This is a genomic window from Pseudomonas sp. SED1, assembly GCF_034044025.1.
Classification (GTDB): Bacteria; Pseudomonadota; Gammaproteobacteria; order Pseudomonadales; family Pseudomonadaceae; genus Aquipseudomonas.
Window position 1 is genome coordinate 1 of sequence record NZ_JAXCIS010000087.1, and the last position, 14280, is coordinate 14280.

Annotated in this window: 16 protein-coding genes and 2 pseudogenes; 11 read left to right on the forward strand and 7 right to left on the reverse strand. The window is 59.6% G+C overall.

Going from position 1 to position 14280, the window contains the following annotated elements; all coding sequences use genetic code 11:
- Positions 1-35: 35 nt before the first annotated feature.
- Both SNL23_RS11645 and SNL23_RS11650 read left to right on the forward strand, forming a co-directional pair.
- Positions 36-1205: an MFS transporter gene (locus tag SNL23_RS11645; protein ID WP_003211499.1), complete on the forward strand. Its 1170-nt coding sequence runs from the start codon at positions 36-38 to the stop codon at positions 1203-1205.
- Positions 1206-1269: 64 nt separating this feature from the next.
- Positions 1270-2220: a hypothetical protein gene (locus tag SNL23_RS11650; RefSeq protein WP_318302309.1), complete on the forward strand. Its 951-nt coding sequence runs from the start codon at positions 1270-1272 to the stop codon at positions 2218-2220.
- A 12-nt stretch (positions 2221-2232) separates the two neighbouring features.
- On the opposite strand, the gene SNL23_RS11655 is transcribed toward SNL23_RS11650, so the two are convergent.
- From SNL23_RS11655 to SNL23_RS11665, 3 genes and pseudogenes are all read right to left on the reverse strand, one after another.
- Positions 2233-2889 carry a DUF6933 domain-containing protein gene (locus SNL23_RS11655; RefSeq protein ID WP_318302310.1) on the reverse strand — a complete coding sequence of 219 codons (657 nt, stop codon included), beginning with the start codon at positions 2887-2889 and terminating at the stop codon, positions 2233-2235.
- A gap of 30 nt (positions 2890-2919) precedes the next feature.
- Positions 2920-3297: a hypothetical protein gene (locus SNL23_RS11660; RefSeq protein WP_318302311.1), complete on the reverse strand. Its 378-nt coding sequence runs from the start codon at positions 3295-3297 to the stop codon at positions 2920-2922.
- A gap of 77 nt (positions 3298-3374) precedes the next feature.
- Positions 3375-3620: pseudogene (locus tag SNL23_RS11665) on the reverse strand (sulfite exporter TauE/SafE family protein); the annotation flags it as partial.
- On the opposite strand from SNL23_RS11665, the pseudogene SNL23_RS11670 reads away from it, so the two are divergent.
- Together SNL23_RS11670 and SNL23_RS11675 are read left to right on the forward strand one after the other, a co-directional pair.
- Positions 3617-3724, forward strand: a pseudogene (locus SNL23_RS11670) (AraC family transcriptional regulator); the annotation flags it as partial. The pseudogenes SNL23_RS11665 and SNL23_RS11670 sit on opposite strands and share 4 nt — an antisense overlap.
- 104 nt (positions 3725-3828) lie before the next feature.
- Positions 3829-4209, forward strand: coding sequence for a helix-turn-helix domain-containing protein (locus tag SNL23_RS11675; protein ID WP_318302312.1), 381 nt, complete (start codon positions 3829-3831; stop codon positions 4207-4209).
- Between the two features lie 17 nt (positions 4210-4226).
- On the opposite strand, the gene SNL23_RS11680 is transcribed toward SNL23_RS11675, so the two are convergent.
- Positions 4227-5165, reverse strand: coding sequence for a GlxA family transcriptional regulator (locus SNL23_RS11680; protein WP_318302313.1), 939 nt, complete (start codon positions 5163-5165; stop codon positions 4227-4229).
- Positions 5166-5280: 115 nt separating this feature from the next.
- Between SNL23_RS11680 and SNL23_RS11685 the strand changes: the two genes are divergently transcribed.
- Positions 5281-6075, forward strand: a complete 795-nt coding sequence (locus SNL23_RS11685) for an SDR family NAD(P)-dependent oxidoreductase (protein WP_318302314.1) — start codon at positions 5281-5283, stop codon at positions 6073-6075.
- A gap of 61 nt (positions 6076-6136) precedes the next feature.
- Here the strand turns inward: SNL23_RS11685 and SNL23_RS11690 are convergent, their stop codons facing one another.
- Positions 6137-6910 (reverse strand): hypothetical protein, encoded by a 774-nt coding sequence (locus SNL23_RS11690; protein ID WP_167663745.1) that lies wholly within the window; start codon positions 6908-6910, stop codon positions 6137-6139.
- A 113-nt stretch (positions 6911-7023) separates the two neighbouring features.
- The gene (locus tag SNL23_RS11695; protein ID WP_318302315.1) at positions 7024-8082 is read right to left on the reverse strand and encodes an MBL fold metallo-hydrolase; all 1059 of its coding nucleotides are present in this window, start codon (positions 8080-8082) and stop codon (positions 7024-7026) included.
- Between the two features lie 123 nt (positions 8083-8205).
- On the opposite strand from SNL23_RS11695, the gene SNL23_RS11700 reads away from it, so the two are divergent.
- The 4 genes from SNL23_RS11700 to SNL23_RS11715 all read left to right on the forward strand — a co-directional run bounded on the left by SNL23_RS11700 (position 8206) and on the right by SNL23_RS11715 (position 12229).
- Positions 8206-8826: a TetR/AcrR family transcriptional regulator gene (locus tag SNL23_RS11700; protein ID WP_318302316.1), complete on the forward strand. Its 621-nt coding sequence runs from the start codon at positions 8206-8208 to the stop codon at positions 8824-8826.
- 189 nt (positions 8827-9015) lie between these two features.
- Positions 9016-10074, forward strand: coding sequence for a diguanylate cyclase (locus SNL23_RS11705; protein WP_318302317.1), 1059 nt, complete (start codon positions 9016-9018; stop codon positions 10072-10074).
- A gap of 239 nt (positions 10075-10313) precedes the next feature.
- Positions 10314-11633 carry a methyl-accepting chemotaxis protein gene (locus SNL23_RS11710; RefSeq protein ID WP_318302318.1) on the forward strand — a complete coding sequence of 440 codons (1320 nt, stop codon included), beginning with the start codon at positions 10314-10316 and terminating at the stop codon, positions 11631-11633.
- Between the two features lie 80 nt (positions 11634-11713).
- The gene (locus tag SNL23_RS11715) at positions 11714-12229 is read left to right on the forward strand and encodes a DUF1003 domain-containing protein (RefSeq protein WP_167663748.1); all 516 of its coding nucleotides are present in this window, start codon (positions 11714-11716) and stop codon (positions 12227-12229) included.
- On the opposite strand, the gene SNL23_RS11720 is transcribed toward SNL23_RS11715, so the two are convergent.
- Positions 12226-13107, reverse strand: a complete 882-nt coding sequence (locus SNL23_RS11720) for a LysR family transcriptional regulator (protein WP_076016627.1) — start codon at positions 13105-13107, stop codon at positions 12226-12228. The two genes, SNL23_RS11715 and SNL23_RS11720, sit on opposite strands and share 4 nt — an antisense overlap.
- A 79-nt stretch (positions 13108-13186) precedes the next feature.
- On the opposite strand from SNL23_RS11720, the gene SNL23_RS11725 reads away from it, so the two are divergent.
- Together SNL23_RS11725 and SNL23_RS11730 are read left to right on the forward strand one after the other, a co-directional pair.
- On the forward strand, positions 13187-13882 hold the full coding sequence (locus SNL23_RS11725; protein WP_318302319.1) for a CTP synthase C-terminal region-related (seleno)protein: 696 nt from the start codon (positions 13187-13189) through the stop codon (positions 13880-13882).
- Positions 13879-14202 carry an antibiotic biosynthesis monooxygenase family protein gene (locus SNL23_RS11730; RefSeq protein ID WP_076016629.1) on the forward strand — a complete coding sequence of 108 codons (324 nt, stop codon included), beginning with the start codon at positions 13879-13881 and terminating at the stop codon, positions 14200-14202. The genes SNL23_RS11725 and SNL23_RS11730 overlap by 4 nt, the downstream gene beginning before the upstream one ends.
- Positions 14203-14280: the final 78 nt, after the last annotated feature.

Below are 14280 nucleotides of genomic sequence, written 5' to 3' on the forward strand. Positions count from 1 at the left end.
CGCCTTGAAAAAAGAATAAGGACATCCGCCCCACCGTGGCCACGTACTCCCTGGTAATCCGCCGCCTGATGATCTGCTCGGTGACCATCGTCGTCAGCCGCGCCATGACCAGCCCGTTGCTCGCGCTGTTGCTCAGCACCCGCCTGGGCCTCAACCAGCAAGACATCGGCTTGCTGATGGGCATTGCTGTGTTCATTGCCACCCTGCTGGGCCTCTACGGTGGTTACATCATCGACCGTCTGGAAAAGCGCAAGCTGCTGATCCTGGCGATGCTCTCCAGCTCCATCGGTTTTCTGTTGCTGACCTTTGCCAGCAACCTGTACCTGACCACCCTGACGCTGGTGATCACCGAAGCCGCTTCGGCGCTGTTCCTGATCGGCTCCAAGGCGATCATCAGCGAGAACCTGCCGGTGGGCCAGCGGGCCAAGGTGTTTTCCCTGCGCTACACCCTGACCAATGTCGGCTACGCCACCGGCCCGATGCTCGGCGTGGTGATTGCCGGCCAGATGCCCCTGGCGCCCTTCCTGATCGCCAGCGCGATTGCTTTTGGCAGTCTGTTCCTGATGATCGGCATCCCGCCGACCCAGCGCGACGACAGCAATAAACCCTTAAGTTTTCTCAGCACCCTGAGGACGCTGCGCAGTGATCGCACCTTGATCCTGTTTACCAGCGGCAGCCTGTTGAGCACCATTGTCCACGGGCGCTACACCCTGTATCTGTCGCAGTTTCTGCTGGTGGCCTACAAGCCGGAGAACGCGCTGAAAATTCTCTCTGCGGTGCTGGCGTGCAACGCCATCACAGTGATCCTGATGCAGTACCAGATCGGCCGCTTCCTCAAGCGTGAACAACTGCGCTACTGGATCGTGCTCGGCACCTCGCTGTTTATTGCCGGGTTGATCGGCTTCAGCATGGCGGACGGCCTGGTGTCGTGGTGTGTCGCGATGTTTGTGTTCACTTTGGGGGAGATGATCATCTACCCCTCCGAGTTCCTGTTTATCGATACCATCGCCCCGGACGCCCTGCGCGGCAGTTATTACGGCGCACAAAACCTGGCGGCATTTGGCGGGGCACTGAGCCCGGTGATCTGCGGCTACCTGCTGATCAATGCATCGCCCGCCTCGATGTTCTATGTACTCAGCGGGCTGACGGCGGTGGGTGGCACCTTGTGTTTCCTGAGTGGCCGGCGTGTGGTGGTCCGTGCGTAATTTCTACTGATATTTGCGCAATATCCCGCTATTAATAGCGAAATCTCTCACGGACCCGAGCCCTATGAAATTCGACACGGCCTACAGCCTGAGTCTCGACGACAAGCTGTCGATCTATGACGTGCGCGACCTGAATTTCGACGAAACAGCCGCCTTCGATTCCGACAAGGACAGTTTCCTGTGCCCCAACGATGAATGCCGGGCGGCGTTTGCGGCGGGCAATGTGTTGGGCACGTTCAACGCGAAAAACGTCAACTACCTGCGCACGCCCCACTTCAAGAACATCCCCAGTACCCGGCATATCGAAGGTTGCCGTTACGCCAGCCGCCATGCCGGAAAAGGTGAAGCAGAGGATGGGCCGGAGGAAAATTTCCCGTCGGAATTAGTGCTGACGCGACGCCAGTACGAACGCAAGACACCGGTCATCGGTACAGAAGGCGGCACCACACAAGAACCACCGAAAACGCCGGCAACCCGCAATGCCTTGTCTCACAGCTCAAGCGACACCACCCCGGACAAGACCAGCGTCTTTGCCCACCCGGTGGAATGCTACGTGTCGAATATCGGCGACAAGGACAAGCTCAAAAGCATGCCCTTGAAGATCGGCGATCACACCGCGACCTACTGGACGTTTTTCAAGAAAGTCGAATACCTGCAAGACAACAAAGGCCTGATCTACTGGGGCAAGATCAAGGAGATCAAGGACTACACCAGCAGCTTTCGCATCGACTTCGAAAAGAAGGCCTGGCTCGACAAGAAGCCCTATTCCATCAACGTTTACTTGAGCAAAAAACTGATCGAGAACTACCGCAAGCGCAAGGCGTTCCTGGAGCAGATCAAAGCCGCGTTAGATAGTGATCGGGCGCTGTATTGCTTCTTCTACGGGGTGACGCCGGAGCTGAAACAGGTGCCAAGCAAGAAAAACCCCGAGCAGACGTTCGGGGTGTTCAGTGCCAATATCGAAAACCTGGATCACCTGATTATTCGCGAGGCGCCTGTGCTGGAAGAACGGTGATGCGACTCCAGTTCAGGCCCTTCGTCTGAATAGACGGTACTTTTCACGGGCAACTGCGGCGCCAGCAGGGTCCAAGCCGCCTACCGTGACCAACCAATGAATCAGCATTTCCTCATCCGGCCAATGAAGTCCCTTCACATCTTTCAAGCTTCGAGGCGTATGGTTGATTCGAGCGTCGTAACGCAGAGCGCTCCAAGAAGCTGCGGCAAGATCCACGCCTTCTGCGTCCATCTCAAAACTCCGTAATATTTCGTTGATTTGAGTCTGCGCACTCCGATCACCCCGCTGCTGCAGGCAGTACGATTCGACCAAGCTGACGAATTGCTGCCCAGGCACCGACGGATCAACCAAATCCAAAACATCAGACTTTAAGGCAAGATCCACAACACCACTCATCCAGCGATTAATAAAGGTGTACACAAAGCTATCGGCGTCGGCCTTTTTCATATCAAAAAACAGCATGCAATAGCGGGTTTTCAGATGTATCGCCAACAGCACATGTTTACGTTGCACCGTCGCGGCATGGACCAGCCACTCATGAGGGTCGGCGTACAGGTCATCGCCCTGCCTCTCCTCTGGCGACATTTTTTGAACCGGGGAAATTTTTTTGCCTTTGTGAACCCGGCTAAAGAAATCGGCAGCCGCCTGAGTACAATTAAAACTTAGCATCAAGGTATTTCCTGAACATTTTTACTGAAGTTAAAGACAAGATTCTCGGTCGTCTGATACGTGTTCAGCAACCCACTCGATTTCATAACGCTGCCTGACCGCGTAGCTGATAGCACTCAATGTCTCTTCGCTTAATACCGACAACTCTGAATCACTCAATAAATCAAGGCTGATCATTTGTGCAAGGCTCTCCCAGGCTCTCGAACGACTGTAGAGATTAAATGTGCGGACGACATCGTTATCGCGATCCCGGGTGAGGCGATACAGCGTCCTGTACCGAGCCTCGGCAGACAGCGTTTCGCGCTCGCTGATGGTCTTTGCATCAGCCAGTACGCCTAGGTAAAAGCGTTCAAGCGCCAATGCCCTGAGGACTTTTAACTTCTTCCAATCGCTTTCGCAAATGGACATCACATTCCCCCATCACTTTCTTTTGAACAGAGAAGTAACCCTAGCCCGCGACTGAAAGGCCGCAAAATCCACTTGCGTCAGACCAGCATGCTCACCATCACCACGCCCAACAACCCGATATACACCCGCGCATGCAGTGCATCCGGGATGCGGCCGATCCACGGTGCCGCCAGGCGAATACCCAGCAGCGAACCCACGGTGAGGATGGCAAACGCCAGCAAGTCGATATAGCCGACAAACCACGCACCCAATTCCACCTTGGCGAATCCTGCCATGAGCATGTAGGTAAACGTACCGGCCAGCGCGACCGGCACGCTCAACGGGGCTAGCCCTGGACTTGGGCTACAAAAACCCGGCGGCATTTTCCAGCACGTTCCGGCGAGTGCTTGGTCAGTCGCCGAGCACTTACCTGGAAGGGGCGAAATAGAGCAGCGGCGACCCTATCGAAAAAATCCAGTTGATGAGCGGTATAAACAACTGTACAAAAACACAGTATAGTTTGCCCTCCCCCGTCGAACCTGGAGAAAGCCCATGTCCTCTCTGGCAATGAGCAGCACCGTAGAACAGCAGATCGTCCTTCATCAATTCACCTCACGGCACAGCGTCCAGGCCCGCCTGATGCTCGGCTGGAGCCGGGAAGACCTGGCCCGTGAAGCGGATGTGGAAGTGGACGCCCTTCAACGTTTTGAAAGCCATGGCGATGTGGACGATGAAGTCCGCCTGAGTGTGGCGTTTCGTCTGGAGGCTGAAGGGTTGGTGTTTTTCCCGGGGTATGCGCCGGGTTGGGGGATGAGTGTGCGGGGCCGCGCCAGCGCTTCGGCACAACCTGCCACCAAAGGGATCATCTCCCGGTTTCTGGATTCAACAGCGGCATCCATTGACCCAACAACACCTCAGCCCAATGGTGCTTAGCGCGCAAGGCCATCAACTCACGCCTGCAACTGCAACGCCCGACGGATCATTTGGGGCGGCTGGCCAAACGCTCGCAGGAAGGCTCGACGCATGCGCTCCGGGTCACCGAAGCCTGTCTCCCGGGCGACGACGTCGATGGAGTGGCTGCCGGATTCGAGCATCAAGCGCGCGGCTTCAATGCGCAGGTGTTCCACCGCCTTGGCTGGGGATTGGCCGGTTTCGGCGCGGAACAGTCGGCTGAATTGGCGCGGGCTGAGGTGTGCCGCTTCGGCTAGTTGCTCTACGGAAAGGTCCTCGCGCAAGTGCCCTTTGGCCCAGGCCAGGGCGGTTTGTACGCGGTCGGACTTTGGGTCCAGTTCCAGCAACGCCGAGAACTGCGACTGGCCACCGGCACGGCGGTGATAGACCACCAGTTTTTTCGCCACGTCGCGGGCCACTTCCACCCCCAGGTCCTGCTCTACCAAGGCCAGGGCCAGATCGATGCAGGCGGTCATCCCGGCGGATGTCCAGAGCGGGCCATCGACGGTGAAGATCCGGTCTTCTTCCAGCTTTACGTCGGGGTAGCGCTGGCGAAACGTCATGGCGTGGTACCAGTGGGTGGTTGCCTTGCGCCCTTCCAACAGCCCGGCCGCTGCCAGGTGAAAAGAACCGGTGCAGGCCGACGTAACCCGGCGCGACGCCGTCAACGACGCCTGTAGATACGCCACCATGCCGGGTGTGGGCTCGAGTAATTCGTTATCCCCCAGCACCACGATCGTGTCGTAGTCCTGCTGCCCGAACGCCAGGCTATCAATGGCAAAGCCCATGGAGCTTTTGATCGGCCCGCCATGCTCCGACAGCAAATCCACGCGGTAGAACGGTCGTCCCACCACGAAGTTGGCAAACTCGAACACGCTGCTGGTAGACAGGCTCAGCACCTGGAAACCGGGAAACAGCACGATACCGACGGACACCATGGCCAAACCTCATGTCTCTAAAGGAGGGATATATGACATTGCAGCCAATACATTACACCCATAATCTTGGTTCCAACAAGGCCGATCCCCTCCCCGGCCATTTGGAGCAACTGCCATGTCGCAACACAAAGGTTATGCCCTGATTACCGGTGCTTCGTCAGGAATTGGCGCGGTGTATGCCGACCGCTTGGCCAACGCTGGCTACGATCTGATTCTGGTGGCCCGCAACCAGCAACGCCTGGAGCAGTTGGCAACACGCTTGAAGGCTAGCACCCAGCGTGCCGTTGAAGTGATAGCCGCCGATCTCAATCTGCCCGCCGACTTGGCGCGTATTGCCCAGCTCGCGCAGGACGACAGCCGTGTCAGCCTGCTGGTGAATAACGCCGGTGTGGGCGCCACAGCTTCGCTGCTGGAGTCGGATGCCGACAAAATGGACGCGATGATTCTGCTTAACGTGCTGGCGCTGACCCGCCTGGCCAAAGCGGCGGCAACCAACTTTGTCGCCCAGGGCCGCGGCACGATTATCAATATTGGCTCGATTGTCGCCCTCGCTCCCAAAGTGCTGAACGGGGTATATGGCGGCACCAAGGCGTTTGTGCAGGCCTTCAGCGAATCGTTGCAGCACGAGCTGAGCGACAAGGGCGTGGTGGTCCAGGTGGTGCTGCCGGGCGCCACTGCCACGGAGTTCTGGGACATCGCCGGCCTGCCGGTAAACAACCTGCCGGAAACCATGGTAATGACTACGGAAAACCTGGTGGACTCAGCCCTCGCCGGCCTGGCCCAAGGCGAAGCCGTGACGATTCCGTCCCTGCCGGACAGCGCAGATTGGGACACCTACGAAAACGCGCGGTTGGCCCTGGGCCCGAACCTGTCGCACCGTGAACCTGCCGCTCGCTATGGGTTGAAGTAATCCGGGCTGGCGCAGGCCGGGTGTAAATGCAGGCTTCCTGATTGCCTGGGCAGCCTGCTCATCATCGGGATGTCTGTGCCGACAATACCAACCGACAGCCTTGCGCCAGCGCTGCCAGACGATCGCCGGCCCAATAAGCGCCATAGAACCACGCAAACGTTAAGACTCCATCCGGGCCAGCGCCGGTGGGTATACGTATCCTTGGGTTACCCGCAGTGGCCGCTTGATGAAAGGCAGCACTTTGCGCATCGGACACCAACCCATCCAACCGATTTTCCGTGACCCGATCGTTAATCTCGTTGCCGGGATGCAGGGTGAAATGGCCCGTGTCGTCCGTCAGCCGCGCATACACGGGCACCAACTCCGCACCGGCTGCACGCAGTACGTTCAGTACTTGAGCAAAGTGCGCGCTGTGTTCGATCGTTTCTCGAACATCGCCTGCAACATATTCACTGGCAAAACCAATGCGGCTGCCGGCCAAGGGCGGTGTGTTTATCAGATGACCCGAATCGGCGACCGGTGGGATCTCCACCATCACCGGCCCTTCAGGGTCGACGCCGCTGAGGGCGATCAGTGATAACGAGGGGTCGCGCACGGTGCGCATCATGGGCCCGGGGATGTCAAACCTGGGGCCGTAGCCACTTGGGGAGTCAAACTCCAGGCCGCTCTGGTGAGCGCCGGAACCGACGATTGCACCGCCAGTATCAGTGCCAAACACGACGCCCTTACTGACGGTCGGGGCGCAAGCCGGGGGAACAGAACCGTCCCCCGAGACTGACTGCTTGAACAGACACAGCGAGCCCGACACTGTCACCTTCCTACTCTTGTCGTCCATATACGACCACGCCTCGAAATTGGTTTTCGAGGGATGATTGCATCCTGTTATCGGGACGGCCGTAGGCCGGAAACAGCCTGCAACTCAGTGGCGGGATGGCATCTAAATAGCCATCACCCGCCGACGTGTTGCTCGTTACCCGCATGCTCGACTTCCAGCCACCAAGCCTGCCCGCGCTCTGGTTGATTGAGCAGGAACACCTGCCCCATCGCCGGCGTGGTGATCGACACATTACGCTCCCACGCCAGCGCCATGATGCGGTCGAACGGTTCGTGCCATGCGTGAAACGCCAGGTCGAAGGTACCGTTGTGGATCGGCAGCAGCCAGCGGCCCTTCAGGTCGATATGCGCCTGCAGGGTTTCTTCCGGTTGCATGTGAACGTGGGGCCAGTCGACGTTGTAAGCACCGGTTTCCATGAGGGTCAGATCAAAGGGTCCGTACTGCTCGCCGATGCGCTTGAAGCCCTCGAAATAGCCAGTATCGCCGCTGAAGAAGATCCGCCGCGGGCCGTCGATCATCACCCACGAGCACCAAAGTGTCTGGTTACCGTCGAACAGGCCACGCCCGGAAAAGTGCTGGGCCGGCGTGGAAACAAAACGAATCCCGTCAACTTCAGTGCCCTGCCACCAATCCAGCTGCCGCACCTTGCTGGGGTCTACACCCCACTTGACCAGTGTATCGCCCACGCCCAGCGGCGCGAGGAAATAGCGGGTCTTGTCCGCCAGTTGCACCACCGCCTTGTGGTCCAGGTGGTCGTAGTGGTTGTGGGACAGGATCACCGCCTCGATCGGAGGCAGGTCTTCCAGGCTGATTGGCGGCTGATGGAAGCGCTTGGGACCGGCCCAACTGAACGGCGATGCGCGCTCGGCGAACACCGGGTCGGTCAGCCAGAACTTGCCACGCATTTTCAGCAGCACCGTGGAGTGCCCAAGGCGGAACACGCTGTGGTCGGGGGCGGCAAACAGTTGCTCACGGGTCAGCGGTTGCACCGGGATCTCACCCACCGGCCGCGTGCTGCGGGGCTTCTGGAAGAGCATCTTCCACATGATGCCCAAGGTCTTGCCCAAGCCGCCATGCTGGATGGGCTTCTGATTGGTGAAGTGACCTTGCTGCTGTTCGGAAGACTTGGGCGCTGAAGAAGAACTGTCGAGACGGGTTGAGATCGTGGCCATTACCGAGGAACTCCTGCAGACTGCTCTAAAAGTTACACTGCACAGTGTAGTTTCTAGATTGCAACAAAACCGGTAGCAAGTAAACTACCGAGTGTAATTTTCCTTTCAGAGCCGAAATCCCCCATGACTGCACCTCAGCGCCTCACCGACCGTAAACGCGAAGCCATCGTGGCAGCCGCCATCGCCGAGTTTCGGGACAACGGTTTCGAGGTCACCAGCATGGACAAGATCGCCGCCACTGCGGGCGTTTCCAAGCGCACGGTGTACAACCACTTCCCCAGCAAGGAAGAACTGTTCGCCGAGATCCTGCATCAACTGTGGGCCAGCAGCGTTGCGCAACTGGACGTCAGCTACGCCAGCGACCGCCCGTTGCGCGAGCAATTGCGCGGGTTGCTGCAAGCCAAGATGACGATGATGTCGGACGCCAACTTCCTCGATCTGGCCCGTGTGGCGATTGCCGCCACCATCCACTCGCCGGAACGCGCCCAGGACATGGTCAACCGCCTGAGCAAGCGCGAAGAAGGGTTCACCCAATGGGTGCGCGCCGCCCAGGAAGATGGCCGGTTGAGCTGCACCGACCCATGCTTCGCCGCCCACCAGGTGCAAAGCCTGCTCAAGGCTTTCGCCTTCTGGCCACAGATCACCCTGGGCCAGCCGACCCTGGACGCCGCCGCTCAAGCGGACGTCATCGAGTCGGCCATCGACCTGTTCCTGGCGGGCTACGAGGTCGTGCCGCAGCACTGATCTGTTGCAGGAACGACATCCAGGGTCGTTTTTTGCTGATTCGGCGTGTGTCCTTTGCAAATGGCCTGGAAGGACACTGATTATTCCCACGGGAATAACTGACAATATTCACACGGATTATCCGACCAGTGGTTTTCCCGATCACGTGTGCCGTTGTACCTGCGAAAAAAAGAATCGACCCAGGAATTTATGGAAAACCAACGAGGCAAAGGGCTGTCATTTGCCAGACGTATCTACAAGCCAAGGATCATCGGCTTGGGCATCGGCTGCATCAGCGTCATCGCTGCGCTTTACCCACTGCAAATGCCAGGTTGGGTCTGGGCGTTGCTGCTGTTCAATGGATTTGGCTGGGCGCACCTGGCGTACCAACTCTCGACCCGTTCCGACTTCCCCTACAAGGCTGAGCGACGAAACCTGCTCTACGACTCGCTGCTCGGCGGGTTTTGGGCTGCCACCACGCAGTTCACGCCCCTTACCGCCGTGACCATCCTGTCGATGATGGCCATGAACAACGTCGCCGCCGGCGGCAAACGCCTGTTTCTCCACGGCATCGTGGCGCAACTGGCGGGCATCGGCGTGGCATGGCTGTTATTCGGAATCAGGTTCAATCCCAACGTCAGCCTGGTCCAGGTCTACGCTTGCCTGCCGATGCTGACGTTGTATCCCATGGCCCTGGGCATGGTCTGCTACCGCCTGGCAATCAAACTGTCGGAACACAAACGTGCCCTGAGCGCCCTGAGTCGCACCGACAGCCTTACCGGCCTGCTCAATCACGGCTCGTGGAAAGACCTGCTGCACCTGAAGTTTCACAAGTGCCAGCAACAAAATGCCCACGCCACCATCGCGCTGATCGATATCGACCACTTCAAGCAAATCAACGACAGCTACGGGCACATCATCGGTGACCAGGTCCTGCGCCAACTGAGCCTGGAACTGCGTCGCAACCTGCGGGAAAACGACCTGGCCGGGCGTTACGGCGGTGACGAATTCTGTGTGATTCTTCCGGACATGCCTCTGGAGCAAGCGGCGCAAGTCATGGAGCGCATGCGCGAAGTGTTCAGCAACTACCGTCATCCGGAAATCCCCGAGCTGCGGGTCAGCCTGAGCATCGGCCTGGCTTCGTTCCAACCGGCCTTCACCGACGCGGCCATGTGGCTCAACGCGGCGGACCGCGCGCTGTATGCCGCCAAGGACACAGGCCGCAACCGGGTGAATGTCAGCGACTATGTGGTCGCCCATAGCGCCTGAATCCCGCCGACTGCACCTCGTCTGAATTAAACGCGACCATCACCAAGCGATAGCATAATGCCGCCATTGGTCGGCGACTATAGAACTTCTTGCCCCCATAACGACTCAGAACCCGCTGTTCCACCCCTCTGTCAGCACAAGGAAGCTGGCAATGAGCACGTTTGCCGTAGGCTTAAGCCATACGGTGGCAGGCGCCCCCATGGATACCCCTGACGCTTGCTTCCCCCGAGCACACGACCATGCTATTCAACGCCCATAAAAAAACCATCAGTACCTTGCAAGCCACCCTTGCCCAGCAAGCCAGCCTTCTCGAAGCCATCGACCGCTCCATGGCGGTGATCGAATTCGATCTGCAAGGCACTGTCCTGCGGGCCAACGAGAACTTTCTCAAGGCCATGGGTTACAACGCCGATCAAGTCGTGGGCCAGTCCCACCGCCTGCTCTGTACCCCGGCCTTTGCCCGCAGCGCCGAATACGGCCAGCTGTGGACGCAACTGCGCAACGGCCAGTTCCAGTCCGGCACCTTTGAACGAATCACCAGCAGCGGCCAGCCGATCTGGCTGGAGGCCAGCTACAACCCGGTGCGTGACGAGTCCGGCAGCGTGGTGAAAGTGGTGAAGTACGCCATGGACGTCACCCCGAAAATGCAGGCCGAGAGCGAAGCCAACGCCAAGTTGCAGGCCATCGACCGCGCCATGGCGGTGATCGAATTCAACCTCGACGGCACCATCATCAGCGCCAACCAGAATTTCCTGCATCGCATGGGCTATACCCTGGCTCAAGTCCAGGGCAAACATCACCGCATGTTCTGCAAACCCGAGCTGGCCAACAGCAGCGCCTACAGTGATTTCTGGCGACGGCTGAACCAGGGTGAGCTGTTCAACGGCCAGTTCGAGCGCATCGACAAAAACGGCCAGGTCCTGTGGCTGGAAGCCAACTACAACCCGGTGTACGACGCCAGCGGACGCCTGTGCAAGGTGGTGAAGTACGCCTCCGACGTCACGGCCATGGTGGAGAAACACGCCGCCGATGCGCAAAGCGCGACCCAGGCTTATCACATCTCGCTGCAAACCCGGGACATCGCCGAAAAAGGCGCCGAGGTGATCCAGCAGACCGCCACGGGCATGCGTGAGATTGCCGCCAACATCGACGGTTCTTCCGCGCTGATCGCCAAGCTGGGCGAGCGTTCGCAGCAGATCACCGCCATCGTCAACACCATTCGCGGGATTGCCGACCAGACCAACCTGCTGGCCTTGAACGCTGCCATCGAAGCAGCACGCGCCGGCGAACAAGGGCGCGGCTTTGCGGTGGTGGCCGATGAGGTCCGGCAGTTGGCGGCGCGCACCAGCGGTTCAACGGCGGAGATCTCGTCGATGATCGAGATGATCCAGACCGAAACCCGCCAGGCCATCGACAGCATGGACGGCACCCGCGACCGCGCCGCCCAGGGCGTAGAGCTGGCCAACCAGGCCGGCACGGTGATCCTGCAGATTCGCGAAGGCGCCAGCGAGGCGGTGCAGGCTGTGAGTGCGTTTGCCAATGAACGGGGCAACCGGTAAGCGACAGGCTTCTTCATGTGCCCGGTCAAGGGCTCGGTCTATAGTGGTGGCTTGTCTTACGCCACGGATTCGAGCCCGCCATGACCCCGGATAAACCTGAAGCCAACGTTGACCATCTGCGTTTTCACCGTAAACACGCCCATCTCGCGCCGACCTTTGGCAGCGACACTTTTGCGCTGAAAGCCGAAGCCTTCGCGCGCTTCTTTGGCACGCCGACGTTCCTGGGGGCGCAAACGGCAATCGTGATTTTGTGGGTCGTGCTCAACGTGACCGGTATCACGCACTTTGACGTGTATCCGTTCATTCTCTTGAACCTGGCGTTCAGCCTGCAATCAGCCTATGCCGCGCCTTTGATTCTGCTGGCCCAAACCCGCCAGGCCGCACGGGACAAGGCCCAGTCCGACGCCGACGCCCAGCACCGCGAAGCCCTGGCCGTGGCCAACACCGAACGCCAGGCCCAGGCGGCGCAGACCACCAAGCAATTGATGGAACTGCTGGAACAGAACACCAAGCTCACCGAGATGACCAAGCAACTGACCGAACGCATCGAAGGGTTGACCACCGAGATGCACGAGCACTTCGTGCGCAAGACTTAATGGGGCAAGCGCACATGCTGGCCCAGCTGATCAAATAACGTCACCACCGAGCGCAACGCCCGGCAATCAGGGCGCGTGAGCAGCCACAGGGCTGTGTCGTGCCCCACCAGCGGCGGGCTCAACGGTTGCAGGCCTGCGCCCAGCAAGTAATCCGGCAACGCAGCCACGCCGAGCCCGGCGCGCACCAGTTCGGTCACTGAGACCATGCTGTTGCAGCGGTAGGCCGGCATCACTCCAGGCAAATGCTGGCGCCGCCAGGTGACGGTGGGATGATCCGGCAGGAAGTCATCCGGCGCGATCCAGTTCAGGGCAGCCAGCTCCTTGCCTGCATACTGGCGGGCATAGTCGGCGCTGGCACACACCCGATACGACACCGTGCCCAGGCAACGTCCTACCAGATGTTCGGGCGGAGCCTTGGTCAGGCGCAAGGCGATATCCGCATCGCGGCGGCTGAGGTTGGCAAAGTCATTGGAGGTGCTCAGCTCCAGGGTCAGCGCCGGGTAGCCGGGCATGAAGTGCGCCAGGGCCGGCAGCAACAGTGACTGCAACACCGAATCCGTGCACGTCAGGCGCACCGTGCCGCTGATCACTTCACCGCCCTGCTCGACCCCAACTCGTGCAGCTTCCAGCGCCTGTTCGGCACGTTCAGCTTGTTCGGCGAGGGTGGTGGCCAAGGTGGTGGGCAGGTAGCCGGCGCGGCTCTTTTCGAACAGTGTCTGGCCCAGCGCCGCCTCCAGCCGCCGCACCGCGCGAAACACCGTCGACACATCCACCCGCAGCAACCCCGCTGCACGGGCAAGCGTGCCGCCTCGCACCAACGCGAGGATCAGGGAAAGGTCGGAGTAATCGATCTGATAGTGCGTCGCTGCATTGAACATGTGGGCCAACGCCAATATTGATTGCGTGGACGCCAATCTATAGTGAGCGCCAGGACTCAACAAGCCACGGATACCCTCGATGAATAAAACCACCCTGCACCTGGCCCTGATCGGCGACTACGATGCACAAGTCACCGCCCACCAGGCCATTCCATTGGCGCTGCAACAGGCCGGCGCGGCGTTGGGCCTGACGGTGCGGTTCGATTGGCTGGCCACCGACACGATCAAATCCACCGAACAATTGCAGCACTACGATGGTTTCTGGTGCGTCCCCGCCAGCCCTTACCGTGACCTCGACGGCGCCCTGCTGGCCATCCGTTATGCCCGCGAACAGCGGCGGCCTTTCCTCGGCACCTGCGGCGGTTTTCAACACGCGGTGCTGGAATATGCCCGCAACGTGATGGGCTGGGCCGACGCAGAACACGGCGAATTGGCCCCCGACTCGCCGCGCGCAGTGCTTACGCCACTGACCTGTGCGCTGGTGGAAGCGACTGACACCATCCGCTTGATGGCCTATACCCGCATCGCCGAGGCCTACGCCACCCTCGATATCCATGAAGGCTACCGTTGCCGCTATGGCATCAACCCTGAATTCGAAAGCGCGCTACTGGAGGCTGACCTGATTGCCAGCGGCCATGACTCGGCGGGCGACCTGCGAGCGGTGGAGCTGCTGGACCATCCGTTTTTCGTCGCCACCCTGTTCCAGCCGGAACGTGCGGCCCTCAAAGGCATCACCCCGCCGCTGGCAGTTGCGCTGCTGAAGGCCTGCGTATGATCGCCAACACGCCCAAGCCGCCGTACTACGCGGTGATCTTCAGTTCCCTGCGCACTGAAGGCGACAACGGCTACGGACAAGCCGCCGACCGCATGCTGGAACTGGCCCGGCAACAACCTGGTTTTCTCGGCGTGGAATCGGCACGCGGTGAAGATGGCCTGGGCATCACCGTGTCCTACTGGAACAGCGAAGCCGCGATTCTGTCCTGGAAGCAGCACGCCGAACACACCGAGGTGCGCGAACAGGGGCGCTCCACCTGGTACTCGGCGTGCCATACGCGGGTGTGCAAGGTGGAGCGGTCTTACGCGTTCGAGCGCTGAAACATCAACCTGTGTAAAACACTTAATGTGGACAAGGAAGGCTCTGTAGTGAGGGAGCTTGCTGTAGTGAGGGAGCTC